At 69.4% G+C, this 25,061-nt stretch carries 26 protein-coding genes and 1 pseudogene; 15 read left to right on the top strand and 12 right to left on the bottom strand.

Annotated features, from left to right (window positions below):
* Window positions 1-5 precede the first annotated feature (5 nt).
* Entirely contained in the window at window positions 6-572 is a 567-nt protein-coding gene (locus ACQP06_RS26600) for a hypothetical protein (protein WP_433667139.1), read from the bottom strand.
* A 132-nt stretch (window positions 573-704) separates the two neighbouring features.
* Between ACQP06_RS26600 and ACQP06_RS26595 the strand changes: the two genes are divergently transcribed.
* Both ACQP06_RS26595 and ACQP06_RS26590 read left to right on the top strand, forming a co-directional pair.
* The gene (locus ACQP06_RS26595; RefSeq protein WP_433667138.1) at window positions 705-1,412 is read left to right on the top strand and encodes a TIGR00266 family protein; all 708 of its coding nucleotides are present in this window, start codon (window positions 705-707) and stop codon (window positions 1,410-1,412) included.
* Window positions 1,409-1,540 (top strand): hypothetical protein, encoded by a 132-nt coding sequence (locus tag ACQP06_RS26590; protein WP_433667137.1) that lies wholly within the window; start codon window positions 1,409-1,411, stop codon window positions 1,538-1,540. Before ACQP06_RS26595 ends, ACQP06_RS26590 begins: the two co-directional genes overlap by 4 nt.
* 22 nt (window positions 1,541-1,562) lie before the next feature.
* On the opposite strand, the gene ACQP06_RS26585 is transcribed toward ACQP06_RS26590, so the two are convergent.
* The 6 genes from ACQP06_RS26585 to ACQP06_RS26560 form a co-directional block, all read right to left on the bottom strand.
* Window positions 1,563-2,468 carry a sirohydrochlorin chelatase gene (locus ACQP06_RS26585; protein ID WP_433667136.1) on the bottom strand — a complete coding sequence of 302 codons (906 nt, stop codon included), beginning with the start codon at window positions 2,466-2,468 and terminating at the stop codon, window positions 1,563-1,565.
* A 1-nt stretch (window position 2,469) separates the two neighbouring features.
* Complete coding sequence (locus ACQP06_RS26580; protein WP_433667135.1) at window positions 2,470-3,759, bottom strand: sulfate adenylyltransferase subunit 1; 1,290 nt, start codon at window positions 3,757-3,759, stop codon at window positions 2,470-2,472.
* A complete protein-coding gene (gene cysD, locus ACQP06_RS26575) occupies window positions 3,759-4,685 on the bottom strand; it encodes a sulfate adenylyltransferase subunit CysD (protein WP_357086249.1) in 927 nt (308 codons plus the stop codon). The genes ACQP06_RS26580 and cysD overlap by 1 nt, the downstream gene beginning before the upstream one ends.
* Window positions 4,664-5,374, bottom strand: coding sequence for a phosphoadenylyl-sulfate reductase (locus tag ACQP06_RS26570; RefSeq protein WP_433667134.1), 711 nt, complete (start codon window positions 5,372-5,374; stop codon window positions 4,664-4,666). Before ACQP06_RS26570 ends, cysD begins: the two co-directional genes overlap by 22 nt.
* A gap of 15 nt (window positions 5,375-5,389) precedes the next feature.
* A complete protein-coding gene (locus ACQP06_RS26565) occupies window positions 5,390-7,132 on the bottom strand; it encodes a nitrite/sulfite reductase (protein ID WP_433667133.1) in 1,743 nt (580 codons plus the stop codon).
* Window positions 7,133-7,532: 400 nt separating this feature from the next.
* On the bottom strand, window positions 7,533-8,396 hold the full coding sequence (locus ACQP06_RS26560) for an immunity 49 family protein (RefSeq protein ID WP_387306821.1): 864 nt from the start codon (window positions 8,394-8,396) through the stop codon (window positions 7,533-7,535).
* A 156-nt stretch (window positions 8,397-8,552) separates the two neighbouring features.
* Here ACQP06_RS26560 and hemW point away from each other — a divergent pair, with 156 nt between their 5' ends.
* From hemW to era, 10 genes and pseudogenes are all read left to right on the top strand, one after another.
* Complete coding sequence (gene hemW / locus ACQP06_RS26555; RefSeq protein WP_433667132.1) at window positions 8,553-9,803, top strand: radical SAM family heme chaperone HemW; 1,251 nt, start codon at window positions 8,553-8,555, stop codon at window positions 9,801-9,803.
* 111 nt (window positions 9,804-9,914) lie between these two features.
* Window positions 9,915-10,763, top strand: coding sequence for an alpha/beta fold hydrolase (locus tag ACQP06_RS26550; RefSeq protein ID WP_433667131.1), 849 nt, complete (start codon window positions 9,915-9,917; stop codon window positions 10,761-10,763).
* A 152-nt stretch (window positions 10,764-10,915) separates the two neighbouring features.
* Window positions 10,916-11,956 carry a heat-inducible transcriptional repressor HrcA gene (hrcA, locus tag ACQP06_RS26545; RefSeq protein ID WP_433667130.1) on the top strand — a complete coding sequence of 347 codons (1,041 nt, stop codon included), beginning with the start codon at window positions 10,916-10,918 and terminating at the stop codon, window positions 11,954-11,956.
* Window positions 11,957-11,990: 34 nt separating this feature from the next.
* Window positions 11,991-13,145 (top strand): molecular chaperone DnaJ, encoded by a 1,155-nt coding sequence (dnaJ, locus tag ACQP06_RS26540; protein WP_357086237.1) that lies wholly within the window; start codon window positions 11,991-11,993, stop codon window positions 13,143-13,145.
* Window positions 13,146-13,149: 4 nt separating this feature from the next.
* On the top strand, window positions 13,150-13,890 hold the full coding sequence (locus ACQP06_RS26535; RefSeq protein ID WP_433667129.1) for a 16S rRNA (uracil(1498)-N(3))-methyltransferase: 741 nt from the start codon (window positions 13,150-13,152) through the stop codon (window positions 13,888-13,890).
* Window positions 13,891-14,131: 241 nt separating this feature from the next.
* Window positions 14,132-15,190 (top strand): PhoH family protein, encoded by a 1,059-nt coding sequence (locus ACQP06_RS26530; RefSeq protein ID WP_357087308.1) that lies wholly within the window; start codon window positions 14,132-14,134, stop codon window positions 15,188-15,190.
* A gap of 22 nt (window positions 15,191-15,212) precedes the next feature.
* A complete protein-coding gene (gene ybeY / locus ACQP06_RS26525) occupies window positions 15,213-15,770 on the top strand; it encodes an rRNA maturation RNase YbeY (RefSeq protein ID WP_354835462.1) in 558 nt (185 codons plus the stop codon).
* A complete protein-coding gene (locus tag ACQP06_RS26520; RefSeq protein WP_433667128.1) occupies window positions 15,767-17,104 on the top strand; it encodes a hemolysin family protein in 1,338 nt (445 codons plus the stop codon). Before ybeY ends, ACQP06_RS26520 begins: the two co-directional genes overlap by 4 nt.
* Window positions 17,101-17,418, top strand: a pseudogene (locus ACQP06_RS26515) (cytidine deaminase); the annotation flags it as partial. The gene ACQP06_RS26520 and the pseudogene ACQP06_RS26515, both read left to right, overlap by 4 nt.
* A gap of 128 nt (window positions 17,419-17,546) precedes the next feature.
* Window positions 17,547-18,500 (top strand): GTPase Era, encoded by a 954-nt coding sequence (gene era, locus ACQP06_RS26510; protein ID WP_357086231.1) that lies wholly within the window; start codon window positions 17,547-17,549, stop codon window positions 18,498-18,500.
* Window positions 18,501-18,565: 65 nt separating this feature from the next.
* Here era and ACQP06_RS26505 read toward each other — a convergent pair whose 3' ends face one another.
* A complete protein-coding gene (locus ACQP06_RS26505; protein WP_433667127.1) occupies window positions 18,566-19,981 on the bottom strand; it encodes an amidase in 1,416 nt (471 codons plus the stop codon).
* 415 nt (window positions 19,982-20,396) lie between these two features.
* Between ACQP06_RS26505 and recO the strand changes: the two genes are divergently transcribed.
* The 3 genes from recO to ACQP06_RS26490 all read left to right on the top strand — a co-directional run bounded on the left by recO (window position 20,397) and on the right by ACQP06_RS26490 (window position 22,490).
* Window positions 20,397-21,170 carry a DNA repair protein RecO gene (gene recO, locus ACQP06_RS26500; RefSeq protein WP_433667126.1) on the top strand — a complete coding sequence of 258 codons (774 nt, stop codon included), beginning with the start codon at window positions 20,397-20,399 and terminating at the stop codon, window positions 21,168-21,170.
* Between the two features lie 121 nt (window positions 21,171-21,291).
* Window positions 21,292-22,086 carry an isoprenyl transferase gene (locus ACQP06_RS26495; protein ID WP_357278592.1) on the top strand — a complete coding sequence of 265 codons (795 nt, stop codon included), beginning with the start codon at window positions 21,292-21,294 and terminating at the stop codon, window positions 22,084-22,086.
* Window positions 22,083-22,490: a hypothetical protein gene (locus ACQP06_RS26490; protein WP_433667125.1), complete on the top strand. Its 408-nt coding sequence runs from the start codon at window positions 22,083-22,085 to the stop codon at window positions 22,488-22,490. Before ACQP06_RS26495 ends, ACQP06_RS26490 begins: the two co-directional genes overlap by 4 nt.
* A 24-nt stretch (window positions 22,491-22,514) precedes the next feature.
* Here ACQP06_RS26490 and ACQP06_RS26485 read toward each other — a convergent pair whose 3' ends face one another.
* The 4 genes from ACQP06_RS26485 to ACQP06_RS26470 form a co-directional block, all read right to left on the bottom strand.
* A complete protein-coding gene (locus ACQP06_RS26485; protein WP_433667124.1) occupies window positions 22,515-23,144 on the bottom strand; it encodes a TetR/AcrR family transcriptional regulator in 630 nt (209 codons plus the stop codon).
* A 105-nt stretch (window positions 23,145-23,249) separates the two neighbouring features.
* Window positions 23,250-23,663 (bottom strand): Fur family transcriptional regulator, encoded by a 414-nt coding sequence (locus tag ACQP06_RS26480; RefSeq protein WP_379094962.1) that lies wholly within the window; start codon window positions 23,661-23,663, stop codon window positions 23,250-23,252.
* Between the two features lie 3 nt (window positions 23,664-23,666).
* A complete protein-coding gene (locus ACQP06_RS26475; RefSeq protein ID WP_213560109.1) occupies window positions 23,667-24,062 on the bottom strand; it encodes an ArsR/SmtB family transcription factor in 396 nt (131 codons plus the stop codon).
* An 80-nt stretch (window positions 24,063-24,142) separates the two neighbouring features.
* Window positions 24,143-24,979 carry a hypothetical protein gene (locus ACQP06_RS26470; protein WP_433667123.1) on the bottom strand — a complete coding sequence of 279 codons (837 nt, stop codon included), beginning with the start codon at window positions 24,977-24,979 and terminating at the stop codon, window positions 24,143-24,145.
* Window positions 24,980-25,061: the final 82 nt, after the last annotated feature.

Below are 25,061 nucleotides of genomic sequence, written 5' to 3'. Positions count from 1 at the left end.
GGCGTTCAGCGCTGGGCGTTGAGGAAGCCGATGGCGGTCGCGCCCCACCAGCAGACCTGCGACGCCATCCCGGTGGCCGCGCCCCACGCCAGCAGCCGCGGGGTCAGGGGAGCGTCGCCGCGCGCGGCGAGTCGGCGATTGAGCGAGTAGGCCTGAATTCCATTGAGAGTCAGCACCAGGACCAGCGCCAGCTTGGTGCGGGTCATGGTGGAGGAGAGGTCGGGCTCCAGCACGCAGCCGCTGGCCACCAGTCCGGCCAGGCCCAGCCAGATGGGGACGTGCAGACGGCTCACCGCGCGCAGTGCCGACGCGAGGTCGAGACGGCCTGCGGCCCAACGCAGTACGAACGAGTCGGCGGTGAGGACGCCGCCGAATCCGACCACCAGCGAGGCGAGGTGGACGAACACGCCGCCGTGGTGGACGGTGGGGCTCGCGGTGACATGGGCGGCGATCCAGAGGGCGGCGGTCAGCGCGCCGGTGGCCAGCAGCGCGTACGCGGCCGTGATGCCCCAGGAATCCTGCGGGATGCCCGCTGTCCCGGTGTGCTGCCGGGCGCTGCTGATCTGGAGCATGTCGAGCCTTCTATTAGGTAAGGAAAGCCTAATTTACTGACTCCGCCGGCGTGATGGCAAGTCGACAACGATCACGCCACGATCGGCGTCGGGCACACTGGGGTGAGTTGTGCACGCGGGAGGGGAAGCCTGATGGACACCAGAATCCGGGGGACGGTCATGCCGGTGCTCGAGGTCGCCCTCGACCCCGGGGACAGCCTCGTCGCCGAAGCGGGCCAGCTGTCGTGGATGACCGAGAGCATCCGCCTCAACACCTCCACCCGGGCCGCGGCCGGCGGCGTCTTCGGCGCGGTCCGCCGGGCCATGGCCGGGGCGGGCCTGTTCATGACCGAATACACCGCCCACCGCCAGTCCGGCAGCGTGTCCTTCGCGGCGAAACTCCCCGGCCAGATCCTGCCCGTCCAGATCGCCAAGGACCGCGAATACCTGGTCCACCGGCACGGATTCCTCTGCGCCGCAGGCGATGTCCGGGTGGCCCTGAGCTTCCAGCGGCGCCTGGGCGCGGGCATCTTCGGCGGCAGCGGCTTCACCCTGCAGCGGCTCAGCGGCGAGGGCTATGCCTGGGTGGAACTCTCCGGCGAGGTCATCACCTACGACCTGGCCCCCGGCGAGACCCTGCGCGTCCACCCCGGCCACGTCGGATTGTTCGACGCCTCGGTCGATTTCGACATCACCATGATGAAGGGTGTCCGCAACGTACTCTTCGGCGGCGACGGGCTGTTCCTCGCCGCACTCACCGGGCCCGGACGGGTCTGGCTGCAATCACTGACCATCACCAACCTCGCCCACTCCCTCATCCCGTACCTGCCGTTCCCCGAACCCGGAAACCAGTCCCGTTGAGCGAGTTCTTCACGCCCACCACCGGTTACGCCCGACTGAGCTATGTCGGAGAAGCCCCGGATGGCGAGGACATCCTGTACCTGACCTTCGACGGCGGAGACACGTGGGAACGAGTGACCGTCGACTGAGGGTCCACGGCGCCGAATCCGGTCAGGCGGTGAGTTCGAGCGGCAGCGCGGCGGTGGCGTAGCGGTCCAGCGCTACTTCGGCCAGCAGCGGGTGTGCGCCGATCGTCTCGGCGTGCCGGACCAGCGGCAGTGCGTCGCGCAGGCGGTCGGTCAGCAGGCCCGGGGCCAGGAACCAGGGCGCGACCAGGATGCGTTCGGCCCCGCGCGACCGGAGCCGGGCGAAGGCCTTGTCGACCGTGGGTTGCGTGGTGGCGAAACAGATTTCGGTGTCCCAGCCGGTCATGGCGGTGAGCAGCCGCGCCACGTCGCCGGTGCGAGTGTTGGCGACCGCGGACGTCGAGCCCACGGCGGCGACGGCGATGCCCCAGCGTGGACCGGCGGTCCGGCGCAGCCGTCCGGTCGAGGCCTCGCTGACGGCGGCGGGCCGGAAGTCGGTGCCCGCGGCCATGGCCGCCGCGATGCGATCGCGCAGCGCGATGATCAGATGCGGATCGGGACCGAGCACCTCGGCCTGGGTCAGCCGCAGCTGCGGATGCCGGTCGCGTGCGGCGTCCAGCATCCCGGGCAGATCCACTCGCGCGTGGAACGCGTTGCCCAGCAGCAACGGCACCACCACGGCGTGCGAATGCCCGTCCGCGGCAACGGCATCGATGACCTGATCCACCGACGGCGTGCTCAGATCCAGGAACGCCAGTCGCACATCGAGATCCGGCCGCTGCTCCGCGATCCGCGCGACCACCTCGCGCATGGTCGCCGCCGACCGTGGGTCGCGGCTGCCGTGCGCGACGGCGATGAGCGCGGGCGCGTGCTCGATGCGGAACAGGGTGGCCGCCCCGGCCCGCACGGTCGCCACGCTGCCGAGCGTGGCGGGGAAGGTCGAACCGCCCGGCCAGACGGCCGGAACTGCGCCGTTGCCGGGCGGATTCATCTCAGGCTCCGACTTCGACCGCGGTCAGCGCGTCGCCGACCAGGCCCGCGGCCAGGGTGTTGCCGCCCGCGGGGTCGATCAGCAGGAACGAGCCGGTGTGGCGGTTGACGCTGTAGTCGTCGGCCACGATCGGGTCGGCCACGCGCACCGAGATGCGGCCGATGTCGTTGAGCGACAGCGACTCCGGGTTCGGGTCGGCGGCCAGGTGCTGCTCGTCGAACCGCTCGATCAGCGCGCCGACGATGGCCTGCGTGGTGCGGGTGCCGTGCTTGAGCAGCAGGCGCGCGCCCGGGCGCAGCGGCTTGTCGCCGAGCCAGCAGACGGTGGCGTCGAAGGCGTCGATCGGCTCGGGAGCGCCCTCGGCGGCGGCGATCACGTCACCGCGCGAGACGTCCACGTCGTCGGCCAGCACCAGGGTGACGCTGCGGCCCGGCTGCGCCGAGGCGAGTTCACCGTTGGGGGTGTCGATGCGCTCGACCGTGGTGCGGGTGCCGGAGGGGAGCACCACGACCTCGTCGCCCTTGGACACCAGGCCCGCCGCGACCTGACCCGCGTAGCCGCGGTAGTCGGGGTATTCGGCGGTGCGAGGCCGGATCACGTACTGCACCGGGAAGCGCAGCCCGATCTCGTGGCGGCCGTGCACATCCGCGTCCACCGGCACCGACTCCAGGTGCTCGATGAGCGAGGGCCCGTCGTAGTAGGGGGTGTTCTCCGAGCGCGAGGCGACATTGTCGCCGTGCAGAGCGGAGACCGGGATCTCCTGCACGTCCTCGGCGGCCCAGCCGAGTTTGGCGGCCAGCTCGTTGAATTCGGTCTTGATCTTGTCGAAGACGCCCGCCGGATCATCGACCAGGTCGATCTTGTTCACGGCCAGCACCAGCTTCGGCACGCCCAGCAGCGCCATGACGGCGGCGTGGCGGCGGGTCTGCTCGATGACGCCCTTGCGGGCGTCGACCAGCAGGATCACCAGCTGCGCCGTCGACGCGCCCGACACCGTGTTGCGGGTGTACTGGACGTGGCCCGGGGTGTCGGCGAGCACGAAAGACCGCTCGGGCGTGGCGAAGTAGCGGTACGCCACGTCGATGGTGATGCCCTGCTCGCGCTCGGCGCGCAGGCCGTCCACCAGCAGCGACAGGTCCGGAGTCGACAGACCCTTGTCGACCGACGCGCGGGTGACGGCGTCGATCTGGTCCGCGAGCACGGACTTCGTGTCGTACAGCAGCCGTCCGACCAGGGTGGACTTGCCGTCGTCGACCGATCCGGCGGTGGCCAGTCTCAACAGGTCGGACATCAGAAGTAACCCTCTCGCTTGCGGTCTTCCATGGCGGCCTCGGAGACACGGTCGTCGCCGCGGGTAGCGCCACGTTCGGTGAGCCGGGACGCGGCGACCTCGGCGAGGATCGCGTCATTGTCGGCGGCGTCGGAAATGATGGCGCCGGTGGTGGATCCGTCGCCGACGGTGCGGTAGCGCACCGACTTGACCAGCAGCTCCTCACCCTCGGCCGGACCGCCCCACACGCCGGGGGTCATCCACATGCCGTCGCGCTGGTACACCGGGCGCTCGTGGGCGTAGTAGATGCTGGCCAGCTCCACGTCCTCGCGGGCGATGTAGCGCCAGATGTCGAGCTCGGTCCAGTTGGAGATGGGGAACACGCGCACGTGCTCGCCCGGAGCGTGGCGGCCGTTGTACAGGTTCCACAGCTCGGGACGCTGACGCTTGGGGTCCCAGCGGCCGAAGGCGTCGCGCAGCGAGAAGATGCGCTCCTTGGCGCGCGAACGCTCCTCGTCGCGGCGGCCGCCGCCGAAGACCGCGTCAAAGCGGTTCTCGTTGATGGCGTCCAGCAGCGGCACCGTCTGCAACGGGTTGCGGATGCCGTCGGGGCGCTCGGTCAGGCGGCCGTCGGCGAGGTAGTCCTCGACCGAGGCGACATGCAGTCGCAGGCCGTACTTCTCGACCACCTTGTCGCGGAACGCGAGGACCTCGGGCAGGTTGTGCCCGGTGTCCACGTGCAGCAGCGCGAACGGCAGCGGCGCCGGCCAGAAGGCCTTGATCGCCAGGTGCAGCAGGACGGTGGAGTCCTTGCCGCCGGAGAAGAGGATCACCGGCCGCTCGAATTCGCCTGCCACCTCACGGAAGATGTGGATGGACTCGGATTCGAGCGCGGCCAGGGTGTCGAATTCAGTCTCGAGTGAGGTCATGAGGCGTGCAACCCGCATTCGGTCTTGGCGAGCCCGGCCCAGCGGCCGGATCGCGCGTCGGATCCCGGTTCCGGCTTCCGCGTGCACGGAGCGCAACCGATGGAGGGATAGCCCTCTTCCACAAGGGGATTGACGAGAATGCCGTTGGCCTCGATGTAGGAGGCCATCTCGTCATCGGACCAGGCGGCGATCGGATTGATCTTCACCAGGCCGAAGCCCTCGTCGTAGGAGATGAGGGGTGCGTTGGCGCGAGTCGGCGCCTCCACTCGACGGATGCCGGTCACCCAGGCGTTGTATCCGACGAGGGACTTCTTCAGGGGGACCACCTTGCGCAGGCGGCAGCATTCGGCGGCGTCACGTGCGAACAGATCCTTGCCCAGCAGCTGATCCTGTTCGGCCACACTGTTTTCCGGCTGCACGTTCACGATGTTCACGCCGTAGACCAGCTCGACCGCGTCCCGGGTGCCGATGGTCTCGGCGAAGTGGTAGCCGGTGTCGAGGAACAGCACGTCCACGCCGGAGCGGACCTGCGAGGCCAGCTGCACCAGGACCGCGTCCTGCATGTTCGAGGCCACGATGTAGTTGGTGCCGAAGGTGTCCTCGGTCCACTGCAGCAGTTCCTGCGCGGTCGCGTTCGGGCCCAGCTCGGCATTGCCCTTGTCGACCAGGGCGCGCAGCTCGGACTCGGCGAGTTTCGTTGTGGTCATGGATGTTTCTCCCAACTACCGCAGGTCTGCTTCATCGGCACGGACAGCCCAGACGGCGAAACGCTCACCCTCGTCACGGTTCTTGACGAAGTTGCGCACCACGCGCTCGATGTAGTCGCCCAGTTCTTCGCTGGTGACCTTGTGCTGGCGCAACTTCCGGCCGAAGCCGGAGTCGAGTCCCAGGCTGCCTCCGAGGTGAACCTGGAAGCCCTCGATCTGATTCCCGTCACCGTCGTCGACCAGCTGGCCCTTGAAGCCGATGTCGGCGATCTGGGACCGGCCGCAGGAGTTGGGGCAGCCGTTGATGTTGATCGTGATCGGGACGTCGAGCTGCGCGTTGATGTCCGCGAGCCGCTGCTCCAGCTCCGGCGCCAGCACCTGCGAGCGCTTGCGGGTCTCGGTGAACGACAGCTTGCAGAACTCGATGCCGCTGCACGCCAGCAGGTTCCGCCGCCAGATGGACGGACGGCCGTGCAGGCCCAGCGGTTCCAGCGCGTCGATCAGCTGCTCGACCTTGTCGTCGGGGACGTCGAGGACGATGAGCTTCTGGTAGGGGGTGAAACGCACCCGGTCCGAACCGACCGCCTCGACGGCGTCGGCGACCTGGGTCAGGATGGTGCCCGACACGCGACCGGCGATGGGGGAGAAGCCGATGGCGTTGAGGCCGTTGCGCAGCTTCTGCACACCGATGTGGTCGATCGGGCGCTCCGGCTGCACCGGCGCGGGGCCGTCGATCAGCTTGCGCTTCAGGTACTCGTCCTCGAGCACCTGACGGAACTTCTCCACACCCCAGTCCTTGACCAGGAACTTGAGGCGGGCCTTGGTTCGCAGGCGGCGGTAGCCGTAGTCGCGGAACAGCGAGACGACCGCTTCCCACACGTCCGGAACCTCGTCGAGCGGCACCCACGCGCCGAGGCGCTGGGCCAGCATCGGGTTGGTGGACAGGCCGCCGCCGACCCACAGGTCCAGGCCGGGCCCGTGCTCCGGATGCTCGACGCCCACGAAGGCGACGTCGTTGATCTCGTGGACCACGTCCTGCTGGCCGGAGATGGCGGTCTTGAACTTGCGCGGCAGGTTGGAGTATTCCTTCTTGCCGATGTAGCGCTTGACGATCTCGTCGATGGCCGGGGTCGGGTCGAGGATCTCGGTGAGCGACTCACCGGCCAGCGGCGAACCCAGCACGACACGCGGGCAGTCGCCGCACGCCTCGGTGGTCTGCAGGCCGACCGCTTCGAGGCGACGCCAGATCTCCGGCACGTTCTCGATCTCGATCCAGTGGTACTGGACGTTCTCACGGTCCGACAGGTCGGCGGTGTCGCGGCCGAACTCGGTGGAGATGCCCGCGAGGGTGCGCAACTGGGCGAGGTTCAGCGCGCCCGCGTCGCACCGCACCCGCATCATGAAGTAGCGGGCCTCGAGCAGGTCGATGTTCTCGTCGCCGGTGTAGGTGCCGTCGTAGCCCTGCTCACGCTGGGTGTAGAGACCCCACCAGCGCATGCGGCCGCGCAGGTCGCTCTTGTCGATCGAGTCGAAACCCTGCTTCGAGTAGATGTTCTCGATGCGGGCGCGCACATTGAGCGGGTTGTCGTCCTTCTTGGACTGCTCGTTGGCGTTGAGCGGCTCGCGGTAGCCGAGCGCCCACTGGCCCTCCGACTTGCGCTTCACCGGACGGGCCGTGCGCTCACGCCGGACGGGCTGCGCCGAATCGGGCACAGTCTGCGGCGTATCGGAACTGGTGGCGTCGGTGCTCGACGTCATGGGGGTCGCTCCTGAAGGTCTTGCGGGCAGGCGGGAGGGGCTGGCTCACGCCTCCGATATCAGAGAACCGGCTCTATACGGCGTCAGGGAGACGCCGGATTCCGGGAGAATGGGAGCCGATCTACCGGAGGCTTCCGGACAGACAGCTCGCGCTGCAGACACGCTTGAAGTCGACATGGCGACGCGCCACGAGTCGTACTCCGAGTCCAGTCATGTGGCTTATTGTGCCACGTCAGAAGGGTCGTTCCGACTGCCGGATCGAATTTTCCGCAGTTTTCCGGGAAATCCCCTGGATACATTGTCCGATTTGTGACGGGCATCATAGATCAACACCGGCCAAACCACTTGGACGGTTGACCTGAACGATTCGGTGTGAATGCCTCGGTAATTCGGGACGAGTCTAGGACGCGCGATCGGCGTCGGCCTCGGTCAGGCGGGCCTTCGCGGCGGCGAGGCGGGCCAGCTCGTCACCCAGTTCCGGGGAGAACATCCAATCCGGCCGATCGATGAATCCGGCCGGTAGGTACTCCGAGCGGACGGCCGTCCGATAGCCCAGGTCCCGGGCCCAGCAGGCCAGGCCCAGCAGCGGCAGCGAGAACACGCCTTCGGGATCGTTGCGCCACACGTCGTTGTCGAAGAACGCCCGATGCCGCCGCAGCGCGTGGGTCAGCTCGCGGTCGAAGCCCTCCGAATCGCCGTCGGCCAGCCGGATGAACACCTCCACGGCCGGGCGGAACAGCAGGTCGGTGACGCCCTGCGCGCCCACGCGGCTGGTGGTGTCCAGCGCCCAGGCCGCCTCGTAGACGCTCTTCGGCCCGTACCGCCACGCGGTCTGCAGCAGGCGCACCCACTCGTACTGGAAGTCGTCGAAGGCGTCGTCGCCGAACTCGCGCAGCCGGTCGATCGGATAGTCGACCAGCTCGGCCATGGCCTCGGCGTCGCGGGCGATGAGCGTCCACCAGAACGCCGCCCGCCAGCCCGCCACCTTGTCGTGCCGGTCGAAGCCGGATTCGATGCCGTCCGCGCGGAACCGGCGGGTCACCGTCTGCTCGGTCGAATGGGCGAAATACCAGGTCCGCGACCGCAGCGCCGCCGGATCCGGCAGCAGCATGGTGGCCAGCAGCACGCCGTCCATGGACCGCGAGAAGTTCGGCCCGTCCGGCCGCACCGGCCGCCGCGCCCGGTAGACCACCGGGGCCACCGACCCCTCGTCCACTTCCCTGATCGACTTGGCGTCGATCTCGTGCCGCGGCACCTCGATCATCGGCTCGTTCCCGTCCGCACCCGGACCAGCTCGCACCCGGCCCGCCGAAATCCCTTGGAATGTACCCGGATTCACCCGGCGCCGCCCGGCGGGAACGCGGCCGCCCCGCCCGGACCCGGGAGCGCCGCCGGACCGGCCGCCACCGGGTGCGCTGTGATGCGGGCAACCGGTCACACTGAACGGGTGACCTCGACTGCTCCCGAACAGACCACCGGCCCGGCCGCCGCGGACGACTCCGCCGCGCCCGTGCTGCGCGACTTCGGGGGCGGGCCGTTCGGGATCTACATCCACGTGCCGTTCTGCGCCACCCGCTGCGGATACTGCGACTTCAACACCTACACGGCGGGGGAGCTGGGCTCCTCGTCCTCGCCGCAGTCCTGGTTCGAGGCGCTGCGCGGCGAGCTGGCCACGGCGGCACGGGAATTCGACGCGCTGCCCTCCGCGACGCCGGCGGTCGAGACGGTGTTCGTGGGCGGCGGCACGCCGTCGCTGCTCGGCGGTGACGGCCTGGCCGGGGTGCTCGACGCGATCCGCGACAACTTCACCCTCGCGCCCGGCGCGGAGGTGACCACCGAGTCCAATCCGGAATCCACCTCGCCGGAGTTCTTCGAGCGGCTGCGCGCGGCCGGGTACACCCGGATCTCGCTGGGCATGCAGTCGGCCGCCCAGCACGTGCTGAAGATCCTGGACCGCACCCACACGCCGGGCCGGGCGGTGGCGGCCGCGCGGGAGGCCCGCGCGGCGGGCTTCGACCACGTCAATCTGGACCTCATCTACGGCACCCCCGGCGAATCCGACGCCGATCTGGACGCCAGCCTCGACGCCGTGCTGTCCGCTGGCGTCGACCACGTCTCGGCCTACTCGCTGATCGTGGAGGACGGCACCGCGCTGGCCCGCCGCGTCCGCCGCGGCGAACTGCCCGCCCCCGACGACGACGTGCTGGCCGCCCGCTACGAACGCATCGACACCCGCCTGGCCGCGGCGGGCCTGCACTGGTACGAGGTCTCCAACTGGGCCGCCTCCGACGCGGGCCGCTGCCGCCACAACCTCGGCTACTGGGACGGCGGCGACTGGCTCGGCGCGGGCCCGGGCGCGCACAGCCACGTCGGCGGCACCCGCTGGTGGAACGTGAAACACCCTGCGCGCTACGCGGATCGGGTCACCACGGGTGCGCTGCCCGCGGCGGGCTGGGAGTCCCTCACCGACGAGGAGCGCTACACCGAGCGCGTCATGCTGACCGTGCGGCTGCGCACCGGTCTGCCGCTGGCCGATCTCGACGCGGACGGCCGGGCCGCCGCCGAGCGCGTGATCGCCGACGGTCTGGCCGAGCGGGCCGGCGACCATCTGATCCTCACCGACCGCGGCCGCCTGCTCGCCGACGGCGTCGTCCGCGCCCTGCTGACCTGAGCCGGACGGATTCGGCCAACCGCGAGTGAAACCGCCTGGTCGGGACTAAATTGTTCACCGGAGATTGCGCAGCACCGGTCAGGATCGACACCTTCGGCCCGAGGACATCTCATGGTGAAGCCACTGATGCGACCCGTCGAGCTCCCGAACAGCGCCCGTCCCCGACGCGTCGCGCGTGCGGCCTTCGGCACGGCCGCGGCCCTGGCGCTCGCCGCCAGCCCGCTCACCGCCGGATCGGCCGCCGCCGCGGACCTGCCGACGGTCGTACTGGTGCACGGCGCCTTCGCCGACTCCTCCAGCTGGGACGGCGTCGCCGCGCGGCTGCGCGCGGACGGCTACCCCGTCGTGACGCCGGACAACCCGCTGCGTGGTCCCGCGTACGACGCGGCCGCGATCCAGCGCACCCTCGACGGCATCGCCGGTCCGATCGTGCTGGTCGGGCACTCCTACGGCGGCACCGTGATCAGCAATGTGCACGACCCCGACGTCGAATCCCTGATCTACATCTCCGCTTTCGCGCCCGTGCAGGGCGAAGCCGCACTGCTGGAACTGAATCCGATCCAGTACCCGGGCTCGCAGCTCACCCTCGCGCTGCGGCTGAAGGCCGTCGACGACGCGCAGGGTATCGCGGGCAGGAACCTGGACGCCTACATCGACCCGGCCCGCTTCCCTGAGGTCTTCGCCCAGGACGTCGATCCGGCGATCGCCGCCGACATGGCCGCCCGCCAGCATTCGCTCGCCCTGTCCGCCAACCTCGAGGCCTCGGGCGCTCCGTCGTGGGCCTCGACGCCGAGCTGGTACCTGGTGTCCACCGCCGACCGGGTGATTCCGCCCGCCTCCCAATGGGATATGGCCAAGCGCATGAACGCCCATGTCTCCTCGATCGACGCCTCGCACGCCGGGCTGGTCTCGCACCCGGCCGACGTGGCGGCCATGGTGGAGGCCGCCGCCGGGCGGTGAGCGTGCGGGCGGTCATACGGCGAGCTGCGCGACGCCCACTATCCTGGAGTGGATAATCCGGGAATTCCGTATGGCCGGCGCCGAGTGTCCCGCCGCGGAAGGCTCGGGGACGCGCCAGGCGTGCCCGAGGCGAGCGAGGAGGTGGGGCCATCATGTCGAGCACTGAACAGCGACGGCTCGAGGTCCTGCGGGCCATCGTCGCGGACTACATCGCGACCAAGGAGCCGATCGGGTCCAAGACCCTGGTGGAGCGCCACAATCTCGGCGTGTCCAGCGCGACGGTCCGCAACGACATGGCGGTGCTCGAGGCCGAGGGCTACATCGCCCAGCCGCACACCTCGTCCGGCCGCATCCCGACCGACAAGGGCTACCGGCAGTTCGTCGATCACATCTCCGAGGTGAAGCCGCTGTCCGGCCCGGAACGCCGGGCCATCATGGAATTCCTGGAGAGCGGCGTCGATCTCGACGACGTGCTGCGCCGCGGGGTCCGGCTGCTCGCGCAGCTGACCCGGCAGGTCGCCATGGTCCAGTACCCGACGGTGTCGGCGTCGACCGTGCGGCACATCGAGGTGGTCGCGCTCAATCCGGCGCGACTGCTGCTCGTGGTGATCACCGACACCGGCCGGGTCGATCAGCGCCTGGTCGATCTGGGCAACCTGATCAGCGACGAGGATCTGGCCGCGCTGCGCGGCATGCTCGGCATGGCGATGGAGGGCAAGCGCCTGGCCGCGGCCTCCGCGGCGGTGGCCGAACTGCCCGAGCACTCCCCGGGCAAGCTGCGCGACGTGCTGGTCCGGGTGTCCACCGTGCTGGTCGAGACCCTCGTCGAGCACGCGGAGGAACGCCTCGTGCTGGGCGGTACCGCCAACCTCACCCGCAATGCCTCCGACTTCCCCGGCAACGGTTTCCCCGGTTCCCTGCGCACCGTTCTGGAGGCGCTCGAGGAGCAGGTGATCGTGTTGAAGCTGCTGGCCGCGGCGCAGCAGCCGGGTACCGTGACGGTGCAGATCGGTGAGGAGACCAAGGTCGAGCAGATGCGCGGGACGGCCGTGGTGTCCACCGGTTACGGGCTGACCGGTACGGTGCTCGGAGGTATGGGGGTGCTGGGGCCGACCCGCATGGACTATCCGGGGACCATTGCCTCGGTGGCGGCCGTCGCCCGGTACATCGGTGAGGTGCTCGCCGAACGGTGAGCAAGCACGAGACGAAACAGGACTAGAGACGCACGTGGCACGGGACTATTACGCACTGCTCGGAGTCGCACGGGGTGCGACCGACCAGGAGATCAAGCGCGCCTACCGGAAGCTGGCCCGCGAACTGCATCCCGACGTGAATCCGGAGCCGGAGGCCCAGGAGAAGTTCCGCGAGGTCTCCACGGCCTACGAGGTGCTGTCGGACCCGGAGAAGCGGCGCATCGTCGACCTCGGCGGCGACCCGATGGAATCCGGCGGCGGCATGGGCGGCGGCTTCTCGGGCGCGGGCTTCGGCGGCCTCGGCGACGTCTTCGAGGCGTTCTTCGGCGGCATGAACGCCTCCGGCGGCACCCGCAAGCCGCGCGGCCGCGTCCAGCCGGGCGCGGATTCGCTGCTGCGGACCCGGCTTTCGCTGCAGGAGTGCGCGGTCGGCGTCACCAAGCACCTGACCGTCGACACCGCCATCCTCTGCGACCTGTGCCAGGGTTCGGGCACCAACGGCAACTCCAAGCCGGTGCGCTGTGAGACCTGTGGCGGCGCGGGCGAGGTGCAGACCGTGCAGCGGTCCTTCCTCGGCCAGGTCATGACCTCGCGTCCCTGCCCCACCTGCCGGGGCGCGGGCGAGACGATTCCGGACCCCTGCCGCAAGTGTGGTGGCGACGGCCGCGTGCGTTCGCGCCGCGAGATCGCCGCGCCGATCCCGGCCGGTGTGGCCAACGGCATGCGGGTGCGTCTCGCGGCCCAGGGCGAGGTCGGCCCGGGCGGCGGTCCCGCCGGCGATCTGTACGTGGAGATCGTGGAGCAGCCGCACGACACCTTCGTGCGCGACGGCGACGACCTGCACTGCACCATCCGGGTTCCCATGGTGGACGCGGCGCTGGGCACCACGGTCGTCATCGACACCATCCTCGACGGCCCGGTCGAGCTGACCATCCCGGCGGGCACCCAGCCCGGCGAGGCGTCGGTGCTGCGCGGCCACGGAATGCCCAAGCTGCGCGCCAACTCTCGCGGCGACCTGATCGCGCATCTCGACATCGTGGTGCCGACCAAGCTCGACGCCAAGCAGTCGGACCTGCTGCGCAAGTACAAGGGCATGCGGGCCAACGAGCACACCGAGGTGCTGTCGGCGCAGTCCGAGCACAACTCGGGCCTGTTCGCCCGGCTGCGCGCCTCCTTCAGCGGACGCTGATCCCTTGGCCGCCACCGTCTTCTACCTCGACGAGATCCCCGAACCGGGTGCGACCGCGGTGCTGGACGGCCCCGAGGGCCGCCACGCCGCCACGGTGCGCCGCATCCGGGTGGGGGAGCCGATCACGCTGTCCGACGGGCACGGGGTCCTCGCCGATTCGGAAGTGGTTGCGGCCCAGAAGGATCGCCTCGAGCTGAAGGTCCTGTCCAAGCGCGCGGCCGCGCCCTGGACCCCGCAGGTGACGGTGGTCCAGGCACTGCCCAAGTCCGACCGTTCGGAACTGGCGGTCGAGCTGATGACCGAGGCGGGCGCCGACGCCATCGTCCCGTGGCAGGCGTTGCGCTGTGTCTCCAACTGGGAGTCCAAGGCCCGCAAGGGCGTCGAGAAGTGGCGCGCCGCCGCCAAGCAGGCCGCCCGCCAGTCGCGGCGCGCCTACATCCCGGATGTGGCGGAGCTGCACGGCACCAAGGATCTGCTCGAACTGGTGCGTTCGGCCAAGGCGCGGGGCGCGCTGGTGGCCGCCCTGCACGAGTCCGGTGAATCCCGTTTGACCGAAATGTCTTTCGGCGGGGTGCCCGAGATCATCCTCATCGTCGGCCCCGAGGGCGGCCTGGACGACTCCGAGCTGAAGGCCCTCGCCGAGGCCGGAGCCGACATCGTGCTCCTCGGCCCCACGGTGCTGCGCACCTCCACCGCCGCGGCCGTCGCCCTGGGCGCACTGGGCGCTCTCACCTCGCGCTGGTAGCGCTCGCCCCGCGTGCCGGCGCATCGATCCCGGCGGGTTCGCCACGGAATGGATTCGGCGCAGCGGCAGTTGCGTGTCAGCGGTGCGTTATGCCTGCTGGTAGCCGCTTATTCACTGGGCGGTGTCGGTGGGCGGCGGTAAACTTCTGTCAACGACGACGGCTTCGAGACCGGAAAGCAGGCCATAGCCACTTTTGAGAACACCAGGCGAAATCGGCGATCAGAGCACTTCCACTGCCCGCATCGGCGGTGTCGACGGTTCCGGACCGGCGGGGCGGACCGTTCGTTCGAGCATCGAATTGGCACCGGAATCGGTGTTCGGATTCCTGGGTTCGGCTGATGAGAACCTGCGTGAACTCGAGCGCCTCCTCGATGCCGACATCCACGTCCGCGGCAACTCCGTCACCCTGACCGGCAAACCGGCCGATGTGGCACTGGCCGAGCGCGTGGTGGCCCAGCTGGTCGCGTTGACCGCACGCAATCGGGTGGTCACGCCCGAAGCGGTGCGGCACACCTACTCCATGCTCACCGAGGGTTCCTCGGACTCCCCGGCCGAGGTGCTCAGCCTGGACATCCTGTCCCGGCGTGGCAGGACCATCCGGCCCAAGACGCTGAACCAGAAGCGCTACGTCGACGCCATCGACGCGCACACCATCGTCTTCGGCGTCGGCCCGGCCGGTACCGGCAAGACCTACCTCGCCATGGCCAAGGCCGTGCAGGCGTTGCAGACCAAGCAGGTCAACCGCATCATCCTGACCCGGCCTGCGGTCGAGGCGGGCGAGCGGCTGGGCTTCCTGCCGGGCACGCTCAACGAGAAGATCGACCCGTACCTACGGCCGCTCTACGACGCCCTGCACGACATGATGGATCCCGAGGCGATCCCGAAGCTCATGCAGGCCGGGGTCATCGAGGTCGCGCCGCTGGCCTACATGCGCGGTCGCACGCTCAACGACTCGTTCATCATTCTGGACGAGGCGCAGAACACGACGGCCGAGCAGATGAAGATGTTCCTCACCCGGCTGGGCTTCGGTTCCAAGATCGTGGTGACCGGTGACATCACCCAGGTCGACCTGCCGAACAACGCGCGGTCGGGTCTGCGCGCGGCCACGGAGATCCTGCACGGCATCGACGACATCCACATCGCCGAGCTCACCAGCGCCGATGTGGTCCGGCACCGCCTGGTCGGAGCGATCGTGGACGCCTACGACCGCTACGAGTCGGACACGCGACCGCCGGCGGCGGTGCACTATCCGGGCAATCGGGCGCAGCGACGTGCCGCGAGCCGGGGAGACCGGCACTGAACTCGACCACTACGCTGATCGGGTGAGTATCGAGATCGCCAACGAATCGGGTATCGAGGTATCCGAAGAAGAACTGGTCAGCGTCGCGCGGTTCGTCATCGCTCAGATGGACGTCCATCCGGCGGCCGAGCTGTCGATGGTGCTGGTCGATCTCGACACCATGGCGGATCTGCACATGCGCTGGATGGACCTACCGGGTCCGACCGACGTCATGTCGTTCCCCATGGACGAGCTGGAGCCGGGCGGGCGGCCCGATGCCGCCGAGCCCGGCCCCTCCATGCTCGGTGACATCGTGCTCTGCCCGGAGTTCGCGGCCCAGCAGGCCGAGAAGGCCGGGCACTCCATGGATCACGAGCTGGCGCTGCTGACCGTGCACGGCGTCCTGCACCTCCTCGGCTACGACCACGCCGAGCCGGAGGAGGAGAAGGAGATGTTCGCGTTGCAGGCCTCCCTGCTGGAGGGCTGGTACGAGAACGTGCGCCAGGAGATGCGCCGCGCCGAGCTGGCCGAGCGCGACCAGCGGCTGCTGGGCAAGACCGGATTCACCGACACCACCGGTGATCCGCTGGGCCCGGCGTGAATTCATTCGTTCTGCTGCTGCTGGCGATCGTCCTGGTCCCGGCCGGCGGGGTGTTCGCGGCGCTGGATTCGGCGCTGAACACCATTTCGCCCGCGCGCGTCGAGGATCTGGTGCGCGCGGAGCGGACCGGGGCGGCGCGGCTGGCGCGCATCATCGCGGATCGGCCGCGGTATGTGAATCTCATGGTGCTGCTGCGCCTTACGTGCGAGATCACGGCAACGGTGTTGCTGGCGGCGGTGCTGCTGGACTGGCTGGGCGAGGCGCCCGCGCTGCTGATCACCGCGGCGGTCATGGTGCTCGTCGACTATGTGGTGATCGGTGTCGGCCCGCGCACGCTGGGCCGTCAGCACGCCTATTCGCTGGCACTGGGCGCGTCGCTGCCGTTGCAGGCCATCGGCTCGCTGCTGGGCCCGATCAGCCGCCTGCTCATCCTGATCGGTAATGCGATCACCCCCGGTAAGGGATTCCGCAACGGCCCCTTCGCCTCCGAGATCGAACTGCGCGAAGTGGTGGATCTGGCGGGCGAGCGCGGCGTCGTGGACGCCGACGAGGCGCGCATGATCCAGTCGGTGTTCGAACTCGACTCCACCCCGGCGCGCGAGGTCATGGTGCCGCGCACCGAGATGGTATGGATCGAGGCGGACAAGACCGCGGCGCAGGCCATGTCGCTGGCGGTGCGGTCGGGCCATTCGCGGATTCCGGTGATCGGGGAGAACGTCGACGATGTTCTCGGCGTCGTCTACCTGAAAGACCTTGTCCCGTACGCGGATCGGAGCCGGAAGGTGAAGGTGCGCCAGGTCATGCGGCACGCCGTCTTCATCCCCGACTCCAAGCCCCTCGACGCGCTGCTCGACGAGATGCAGCGCCACCGCAACCATATGGCGGTGCTGGTCGACGAGTACGGCGGCATCGCGGGCCTGGTCACCATCGAGGACATTCTCGAGGAGATCGTGGGCGAGATCGCCGACGAGTACGACAAGGACGAGATCGCGCCGATCGAGCAGATCGGCGCCGGCAAGTTCCGGGTCTCGGCCCGGCTGCCCGTCGACGACCTGGGCGAACTGTTCGACATCGAGATCGAGGAGGAGGACGTCGACACCGTCGGCGGCCTGCTCGCGCACGCCCTGGGCCGCGTCCCGCTGCCCGGCTCCAAAGCCGTCGTCCAGGGCCTGCAATTGAAGGGGGAGGGCGGGGCCGACGCGCGCGGCCGCATGCGGATCCACACGGTGGTGGTGCGCAGGGCCCAGGAGAAGACGAGAACCGAACCGGCGGAACAGGAACCGGGCGGCGCACACGACGATGGAGAGGCCGATGACCGAGATGAACGCCGATGATTGAGCTCGACGCCGAGGACGGCAAGCTGCGGGTGCTCGCCCGCGGTGCGATGGGCCGCACCGGCGGCCGCGGCGGCGCGGCCGTGCGCGACACCGACGGCCGGACCTACGCGGCCGGGACGGTGGAGCTGACCGCGCTCCCGTTGACCGCGTTGCAGGCGGCCGTCGCGGCCGCGATCTCCAGTGGCGCGACCGGTTTCGAGGCGGCCGTGGTGGTGGCGGGCAAGCTGTCCGATCCCGGTGTCGCGGCGGTGCGCGAGGTATCGCCCACGGCGCGAATCATTTTCAGCGACGTCAAGGGCGCGGTGTTCGATGTGCTGGACGCCGACGACCACTACGGGGTGGAGAACCCCATCGCGGCGCAACGCCCCGAGGACAATGTCGCGGGCGCGCGCCAGGTCCCGGCGGGTTTCGACCTGGACACCGAATCGGAGGTCTTCGAATGAGCGGCAAGGGCGACGGCAAGGGCGAATTCCGTTCCGGCTTCGTGTGTTTCGTGGGACGGCCGAACACCGGCAAGTCCACGCTGACCAATGCCATGGTGGGGCAGAAGATCGCCATCACCTCCTCGCGGCCGCAGACCACCCGGCACACCATCCGCGGCATCGTGCACCGCGACCACGCGCAGCTGATCCTGGTCGACACCCCCGGTCTGCACCGGCCGCGCACCCTGCTCGGGCAGCGGCTCAACGACCTGGTGCGCGATACGTATTCGGAAGTCGACGTGATCGCGGTCTGCATTCCGGCCGACGAGAAGATCGGTCCCGGTGACCGCTGGATCGTCGAGCAGATCAAGACCATGGCGCCCAAGACCACCCTGCTGGGCGTGGTCACCAAGATCGACAAGGTGAGCCGCGACCAGGTCGCGCACCAGTTGATGGCGGTCTCCCAGCTGCTGGGTCCCGAGGCCGAGGTGGTTCCGGTGTCCGCGGTCAAGGGCGAGCAGGTCGAGGTGCTCATCGACGTCATCGCCTCGCAGATGCCCGAGGGTCCGGCCTTCTACCCGGACGGCGAGCTCACCGACGAGCCCGAGGAAGTCCTGATGGCCGAGCTCATTCGCGAGGCCGCTCTGGAGGGCGTGCGCGACGAGCTCCCGCACTCGCTCGCGGTGGTCATCGAGGAGGTCCTCGAACGCGAGGAGAACGACGACACCGAGACCGACGGCCGCCGTTCCGCCGAGGGCATGCTCGACGTGCACGCCCTGCTGTACGTGGAGCGCCCGAGCCAGAAGGCCATCATCATCGGCAAGGGCGGCGCCCGCCTCAAGGAGGTCGGCACCAACGCCCGCAAGCAGATCGAGCACATCCTCGGCACCCGCATCTACCTGCACCTGCACGTGAAGGTGGCCAAGGACTGGCAGCGCGACCCGAAGCAGCTGGGCAAGCTCGGCTTCTGACCCGCGTCCTGCGAATGGCACACCGATGAGGGAATCTTCCCTCGCCGGTGTGCCATTCGGCGTTTCTAGGACTGCGGCCACCACGGCGTCGGGCGGGCCTTGTACCACTGGAGTTCCGATTCCAGCTGGGCCGCAACCGAAACCAGCAGCTCCTCGGAGTTGGCGGGACCCATCAGCTGGGAGCCGACCGGGAGCCCGTCGGCGGTGAAACCGGAGGGGATGTTCACCGCCGGCCAGCCCAGCACGTTCCACGGCCAGGTGTAGGGGCAGGCGGCGGTGATGAGTTCGTCGGTGGCCCAGGAGCCGATGCCGTCGATCTCGCGGACGCCCGGGGGCGGGGTGGCGGTGGTGGGGGCCAGCACCAGGTCGAAGTCGTCGAAGATGCGGCCGGTCTGCTTGCGCAGCAACGGTTCCGCCGCGCGGGCGGCGAACAGCAGCGGGGACAGCAGACGGCCGACGGTGGCGTTGTGGTGGGTGCGCGGGTCGACCTGGGCGCCGGGCAGCCGGTCGAGGGCCTCGCGGATGCCGACCATGGACCGCGGCAGGAAGGTCGCGCCCATCAGCACGCCGTAGTGCACATCGGCGACGGTGACCTGGTGGCCGAGGCGGCGCAGGGTCGCGGCGGTGGCGTGCACCCGCGCCTCGACCTCGCGATCGAGCGCGGTCTTGGTGGCGGTGAACGGAATGCGCAGCGACAGCGCGATGCGCAGGCGGCCCGGATCCCGGCCGACCGCGTCGGAGGCGCGCAGCGCGGGCGGGGTGTGCAGGTCGCCGGCATGCGGTCCGGCGGCGGCGTCGAGCAGTAGCGCGGCGTCGGCGACGGTGCGGGCGAGCGGGCCGTTCACGGTGAGCCCGTAGAAGGCTTCGGGCAGCGGCCAGGTCGAGATGCGGCCGCGCTGGGGCTTGATGCCGACCAGGTTGTTCCAGGCGGCGGGAATGCGGACCGAGCCCGCGCCGTCGGAACCCAGTGCGGCGGGCACCAATCCGGCCGCGACGGCCGCCGCGGAACCACCCGACGAACCGCCGGGGGTGTGGCCCGCGCTCCACGGATTCGTGGTGTGCCCGAAGGCGTCTCCGCTGGTGAACGGCAGCTGGCCGAGCTCACAGGTATTGGTCTTGCCGACGATCACCGCGCCCGCCGCCCGCAATCGGCGCACCGCTTCGGCGTCCTCGGTCGCGGCCGGGAAGTCGCCGCCGCAGCCGAAAGCCGTTGGCGTGCCGGTCAGGTCGGTGTCGTCCTTGATGGCGAGCGGCACCCCGAGCAGCGGGTCCCGTTGTCCGGCGGCGAGTTTGCGGTCCGCCTCGGCGGCTTCGGCGAGGGCCTCGGCCCGGCGCACGATCCGGAAGGCGTTCAATGCCCCTTGGCTCGCCTCGATGCGATCCAGGACGGCCGTGGTCGCCTCGACCGATGTGATCGTGCCCGCCGCCAGAGCCGCCGCGAGTTCCGCCAGCCCGAATTCGCCGACCGCCGCCAATGTCATGTGAATCCCGTCTCGTTGTACCGGGGAGTAACATAGCGCGACTTTGGTCACACGTCCAACAGGTGGCGTTGTGAAAGACCGTCCCCGGCCTTACCGATCTCCACGCTGCTCGTCCGAGGGGGTACCGCTGTCCGGCCCACCCCTCCGGGGCCGGACAGCGGTACAGATGCGGGTCGCCCGCCCGGGGATGCGCAGCGATCGGGGCGCGGACGGCACGGCCGCCCAGCGGGATCCGGCGGCGGGAGTCTGGCGCGTCATGGAGTCCTCCGATGGGTGCGTCCGAATGCTCTGCCTTGCGGGTTTCAGCCTGGTTTCAGTCGCCAATCGCGGGCCAACGAACTTCTAACCGCCCCCCGCCGCGATACACGCCGCGACTCGTCACCGCCCGGTCGGTCCCGCGTGCGAGACTGTTGCGGTGCGGTTGTATCGGGATCATGCGGTGGTGTTGCGCCAGCACAAGCTGGGCGAGGCGGACCGTATCGTCACGCTCCTGACCCGCCAGCACGGTCTGGTGCGCGCGGTAGCCCGGGGTGTGCGGCGCACGCGCTCCAAGTTCGGCGCCCGCCTGGAACCATTCGCCTACGTCGACATCCAGCTCCATCCCGGCCGCAATCTCGACACCGTCACCCAGGTGCACACGGTCGAGACCTTCGCCGCCGACATCGTCGCCGACTACGGCCGCTACACCACCGCCTGCGCGGTCCTCGAAACCGCCGAACGCCTCGCGGGCGAGGAGGGCGCGCCCGCCGCCCGTCTGCACACCCTCACCGCGGGCGCCCTGCGCGCCATCGCCCTGGGCCACCGCCCGCACGAACTGATCCTCGACGCGTTCCTGTTGCGCGCCATGGGTTTCGCGGGCTGGGCCCCCGCCCTCGACGACTGCGCCCGCTGCGCCACCCCAGGCCCGCACCGCGCCTTCCACGTGGCGGCCGGCGGCGCGGTCTGCGTGCACTGCCGCCCGCCCGGCGCGGCCACCCCGATGCTCGGCGTCCTCGACCACATGAGCGCCCTCAATCGCGGCGACTGGTCCGGCGTCGACGCCGTCTCCGACGCCATGCGCCGCCAGGCCAGCGGCCTCATCGCCGCCCACCTGCAATGGCATCTGGAACGCCAGCTCCGCACGCTCCCGCTCATCGAGCGCACCCGCCCCCACGAGGCCGTCGACCGCACCGAAGCCGCCATCGGCTGACCGGTCGAACACCCGCTGGTCCGGCGCCGGAATTCGGACAACGAGTGTCGGCGGTGTGGAGGTCCGGTGTGAATCCAGTGGGCGGCGTCCGGCGCTGTGGCGCGTCGGGCAGGATGGGGGCGTGATCGGGAACCGGAAGTCATCGACTGAGCAGCGTGTTGTGCGGCCGCCGTCGCCGCATCCGTCGGGGGCGAAGCCGCCGGCGATTCCCGCGGAGTTCGTGCCCAGGCATGTGGCGCTGGTGATGGACGGGAACGGGCGGTGGGCGCAGGAGCGCGGGCTGCCGCGCACCGCGGGACACGAGCGCGGCGAGGCGGTGCTCATGGACACCGTCGAGGGCTGCATCGAGATGGGCGTGAAGTGGCTGTCGGCGTACGCGTTCTCCACCGAGAACTGGCGGCGCAGCCCGGACGAGGTCCGCTTCCTGATGGGCTTCAACCGCGATGTGATCCGCCGCCGCCGCGACGAGATGCACGAGATGGGTGTGCGGGTGCGGTGGGCCGGGCGGCGGCCGCGCCTGTGGCGCAGCGTGATCAAGGAATTGGAAGTCGCGCAGGAGCTCACCAAGGACAATACGGTGATGACCCTGACCATGTGCGTCAACTACGGCGGCCGCGCCGAGATCGCCGACGCCGCACGGGAAATCGCGCGCCGGGTGGCCGCGGGGGAGCTGGATCCGGAGAAGGTCACCGAGGCCACCGTCGCCCAATACCTGGACGAGCCCGATATGCCAGACGTGGACCTGTTCCTGCGCCCGTCGGGTGAGCTGCGCAGCTCCAACTTCCTGATCTGGCAGGCCGCGTACGCCGAATTCGTGTTCCAGGAAACGCTTTTCCCCGATTTCGATCGCCGCAATCTCTGGGAGGCCTGCCTGGAGTACGCCAAGCGTGACCGCCGTTTCGGAGGTGTGAAGTGACCGATCAGCTCACTCCCTCGGAGGTATTGCAGGACCGCGCCCGTGCGCTGCTGCTGCGCTACGGCGTGGAGGTGCGCGAGGAGGAGGGCGCCCTCGGTTTCGAATACGAGGGCGCGCTGTGCTCGCTGCGCGGGGTGAACCTGTCGCCGGGCCTGGATGTGCTGGCGCTCATGTGCATTCTGGCCTGGGACCGTCCGGTGAAGCCGCAGCTGCACAAGCGGGTCGCCGAGCGCAATGCCGCGCTCCAGTTCGGCACGCTGACCGTGGTGTCGCGCGACAAGCTGGCGGATGTGATCCTGCGCTACACCTTCCCGGCCGCCGGGCTGGAGGACGAGCCGCTGGCCACCCTGCTGCTGTTGACGCTCTCCGGTGCGGGCCGCGCCCGCCAGGGTCTGCTGCCCTGACGGGGGTCGCCGCCCGGGATCGGTTCAGGCCCGGGCGGTTTCGGGTTCCCCGGCGGCGTCGCGATAGCCGGGCAGGATCTCGGTGATGCCGCGTGCGAAGGTGTCGGGATCGGCGTCGCCGAGAATGAGATGCTGCAGGATGATCCCGGGCAGCAGCCCCAGGAAGATCTTGGCGATGGCGTCGGTGTCGGCGTCCGGCGGGAACCAGCCCGCGTCGCGCATGCGATTGGCGTAGTCGAACCACAGGCGGCGGAAGCCGAGGATATTGGTGCGCACGTATTCGGCGATATTGGCGTCGGTGAGCGCCAGCGCCCAGGCCTGGGGGATGACGCGCACGGGCCCGCCGGGGGCGCTGAGCCTGACGATGTCCTCGCTCATCAGCCGGACCAGGGCGGGCGGCGTGGGTAGCGGGTCGCTGTAGACGGCTTCGGAGAGAGCGGCGCGCAGGTCGACGGTGGCTTCGGTGGCGAGGGCCTCGATGATGTCGTTCTTGGATTTGAAGTAGCGGTAGACCGCTCCGGCGGAGAGCCCGGATTCGGCGAAGACGTCCTGCATGGTGGTGGCGTGCAGGCCTTTGCGGGCGAAGCAGGTCTGTGCGGCGTCGAGAATCTGTTGTCTGCGGCGTTCCAGGTGTGCATCGCTGACTCTGGGCATGCGCCCAAATTAAAACGAATATTCGTTCTCAACAAGCTGACAATGCCATGTCAGCCCTGTCCCATCCGTTGCGAATTTGTGTGGGCCAGGCGGGATTCCGGCTGGTCAGCCCTTCGCGGCGCAGCATTCGCGGCAGGTGCCGAAGATTTCCATGGTGTGGCTGATATCGGTGAATCCGTGCTCGGCGGCGATCGAGTCGGCCCACGCTTCCACGGTGGGGCCCTCCACCTCGACGGTGCTGCCGCAGCGGCGGCAGACCAGGTGATGGTGGTGTCCGCTCGAGCACTGCCGGTACACCGATTCGCCGGTGTCGGTGCGCAGCACGTCGACCATTCCGGCGTCGGCCAGCGATTGCAGGGTCCGGTAGACCGTGGTCAGGCCGATGCCCTCACCGCGTTTGCGGAGTTCGTCGTGCAGTTCCTGCGCGGAACGGAATTCGTCGATGTCGGCCAGCAGAGCGGCGATGGCGCTGCGCTGGCGGGTGCTGCGAACCCCGACCGTCTTCTCGGTTGTTCCCACGGGTCACCCTTCCTCTGCGTGCGCGACCGCGTCGATGACGATGTGCGCGAGATGCTCGTCGACCAGTTCGTAGATGACCTCGCGCCCGGTGCGCTCACCGCGCACCACCCCCGCGGATTTCAGGATCCGCAGGTGCTGACTGATCAGCGGCTGGGTCACTCCGAGGGTATCGACGAGCTCGTGCACACAGCGCGGCGACTCCCGCAGCTGCAGCACGATGGCGATGCGCACCGGCGCCGCGAGGGCGCGCAACAGTTCCCCGGCGGAGTCGAGAATGGTGCGCGACGGCACCACCGGCGGCTGCGGTGACCGGTACGGATACTCGTCGTGGGGGATCGCGGCCGGAGCCTCGGTCGCGACGTGCGAGCGCCGCAGAGGCGCACCGCTGTCCGTGGTCATCGAACCAACTCCTTATTGGAAACCGATGCCATTCTTATATGCACGGGTACGCATGTCAAACATGAAGTCGGCGCGTCGCCTCAGCAGTTGCCATCTTGTGGCATCGGCGTGGACCGATCGAAGTAGTACTCGGGCCGATGCTTGTCGGGTGCGCCGCCGAACGACGGCGGATTGCCGTAGTTGGGGGCCAGATACCCCTTCTTTCCCAGGAAGCAGTTGACCGGATACGCGAAGCCCTGGACGTCGCCGATCCACATGCCCTGCGATCCGCCGTCGTAGGTCGGGTCCTCGACCCAGTCGTACTCGACCACCCGCCGCACCATCGCGACGATGTCGTATGCCCCGTACCCGGTGCGGTCCGGCGGCGTGAACGCGTACGCCACCGAGTAATCGGTGCGAATCGCCAACTCGCCCTTGCTGTTCAGCCCCACCGTCATGGACCCTTCGACCCGCGGCGAGACCGGCAGCAGTCGATACCCGGGCGCCAGCTTCTCGGTCAGCCACCAGGTGTCCGCCGCGTTCCCGGACTTCAGCTTCGGCCGGATGTCCTCGACCTGGTGGGTGGCCAGCAGGGCCAGCACCGGTTCGGCGTCCTGGGTTTCGAGCACGTGCTGATCCAGCCGGGCGGTGACGATCAGCTGTTTGACGCGATCGGTGGCCGCGGTCACGGTCGCGGCCGAGTAGCGACCGACCGGCGCGGCGGCGGGCGGCTGGATTCCGGCCGCGCCTTCGGACCAGGCGGCGGTCGGGGTGTTGGCGAACGGGTGGCCCAGGTCCACGGGCGCGGTCGTGGCGATCGTCGAACTCGCATCGTCCGCCGGGCGGGCCTGGAGACGATTGAGCAGAACGGCGCCGCCGAGCAGTGTCACCGCCACGATCGCGAGCGCCACCGTGTACTTGCTCCCGTACGTTCGCATGGCCCCACCCCTGTGCTGTTGTGGATCGCGCACATCCGCGTGCCGACCGGTGTCCTCGTTCCAATATGGCCGGTTGTGATCA

Origin of the sequence: Nocardia sp. CA-136227 (genome assembly GCF_050955695.1) — a bacterium.
Classification (GTDB): domain Bacteria; phylum Actinomycetota; class Actinomycetes; order Mycobacteriales; family Mycobacteriaceae; genus Nocardia.
The sequence above is the reverse complement of the archived record's forward strand: the minus strand, read 5'-3'. Positions and strand labels throughout refer to the sequence as shown.

Excerpts from the sequence above, each read along its gene's own strand:
- ACQP06_RS26565 (WP_433667133.1), bottom strand. The coding sequence starts at position 7,132 with ATGACGTCGAGCACCGACGCCACCAGTTCCGATACGCCGCAGACTGTG.
- ACQP06_RS26580 (WP_433667135.1), bottom strand. The coding sequence starts at position 3,759 with ATGTCCGACCTGTTGAGACTGGCCACCGCCGGATCGGTCGACGACGGC.
- ACQP06_RS26505 (WP_433667127.1), bottom strand. The coding sequence starts at position 19,981 with ATGACATTGGCGGCGGTCGGCGAATTCGGGCTGGCGGAACTCGCGGCG.
- era (WP_357086231.1), top strand. The coding sequence starts at position 17,547 with ATGAGCGGCAAGGGCGACGGCAAGGGCGAATTCCGTTCCGGCTTCGTG.
- ACQP06_RS26485 (WP_433667124.1), bottom strand. The coding sequence starts at position 23,144 with ATGCCCAGAGTCAGCGATGCACACCTGGAACGCCGCAGACAACAGATT.
- ACQP06_RS26585 (WP_433667136.1), bottom strand. The coding sequence starts at position 2,468 with ATGAATCCGCCCGGCAACGGCGCAGTTCCGGCCGTCTGGCCGGGCGGT.
- hemW (WP_433667132.1), top strand. The coding sequence starts at position 8,553 with ATGCGGGCAACCGGTCACACTGAACGGGTGACCTCGACTGCTCCCGAA.
- hrcA (WP_433667130.1), top strand. The coding sequence starts at position 10,916 with ATGTCGAGCACTGAACAGCGACGGCTCGAGGTCCTGCGGGCCATCGTC.
- cysD (WP_357086249.1), bottom strand. The coding sequence starts at position 4,685 with ATGCGGGTTGCACGCCTCATGACCTCACTCGAGACTGAATTCGACACC.
- ACQP06_RS26600 (WP_433667139.1), bottom strand. The coding sequence starts at position 572 with ATGCTCCAGATCAGCAGCGCCCGGCAGCACACCGGGACAGCGGGCATC.
- ACQP06_RS26475 (WP_213560109.1), bottom strand. The coding sequence starts at position 24,062 with ATGACCACGGACAGCGGTGCGCCTCTGCGGCGCTCGCACGTCGCGACC.
- ACQP06_RS26470 (WP_433667123.1), bottom strand. The coding sequence starts at position 24,979 with ATGCGAACGTACGGGAGCAAGTACACGGTGGCGCTCGCGATCGTGGCG.
- ACQP06_RS26595 (WP_433667138.1), top strand. The coding sequence starts at position 705 with ATGGACACCAGAATCCGGGGGACGGTCATGCCGGTGCTCGAGGTCGCC.
- ACQP06_RS26570 (WP_433667134.1), bottom strand. The coding sequence starts at position 5,374 with ATGACCACAACGAAACTCGCCGAGTCCGAGCTGCGCGCCCTGGTCGAC.
- ACQP06_RS26560 (WP_387306821.1), bottom strand. The coding sequence starts at position 8,396 with ATGATCGAGGTGCCGCGGCACGAGATCGACGCCAAGTCGATCAGGGAA.
- ACQP06_RS26550 (WP_433667131.1), top strand. The coding sequence starts at position 9,915 with ATGGTGAAGCCACTGATGCGACCCGTCGAGCTCCCGAACAGCGCCCGT.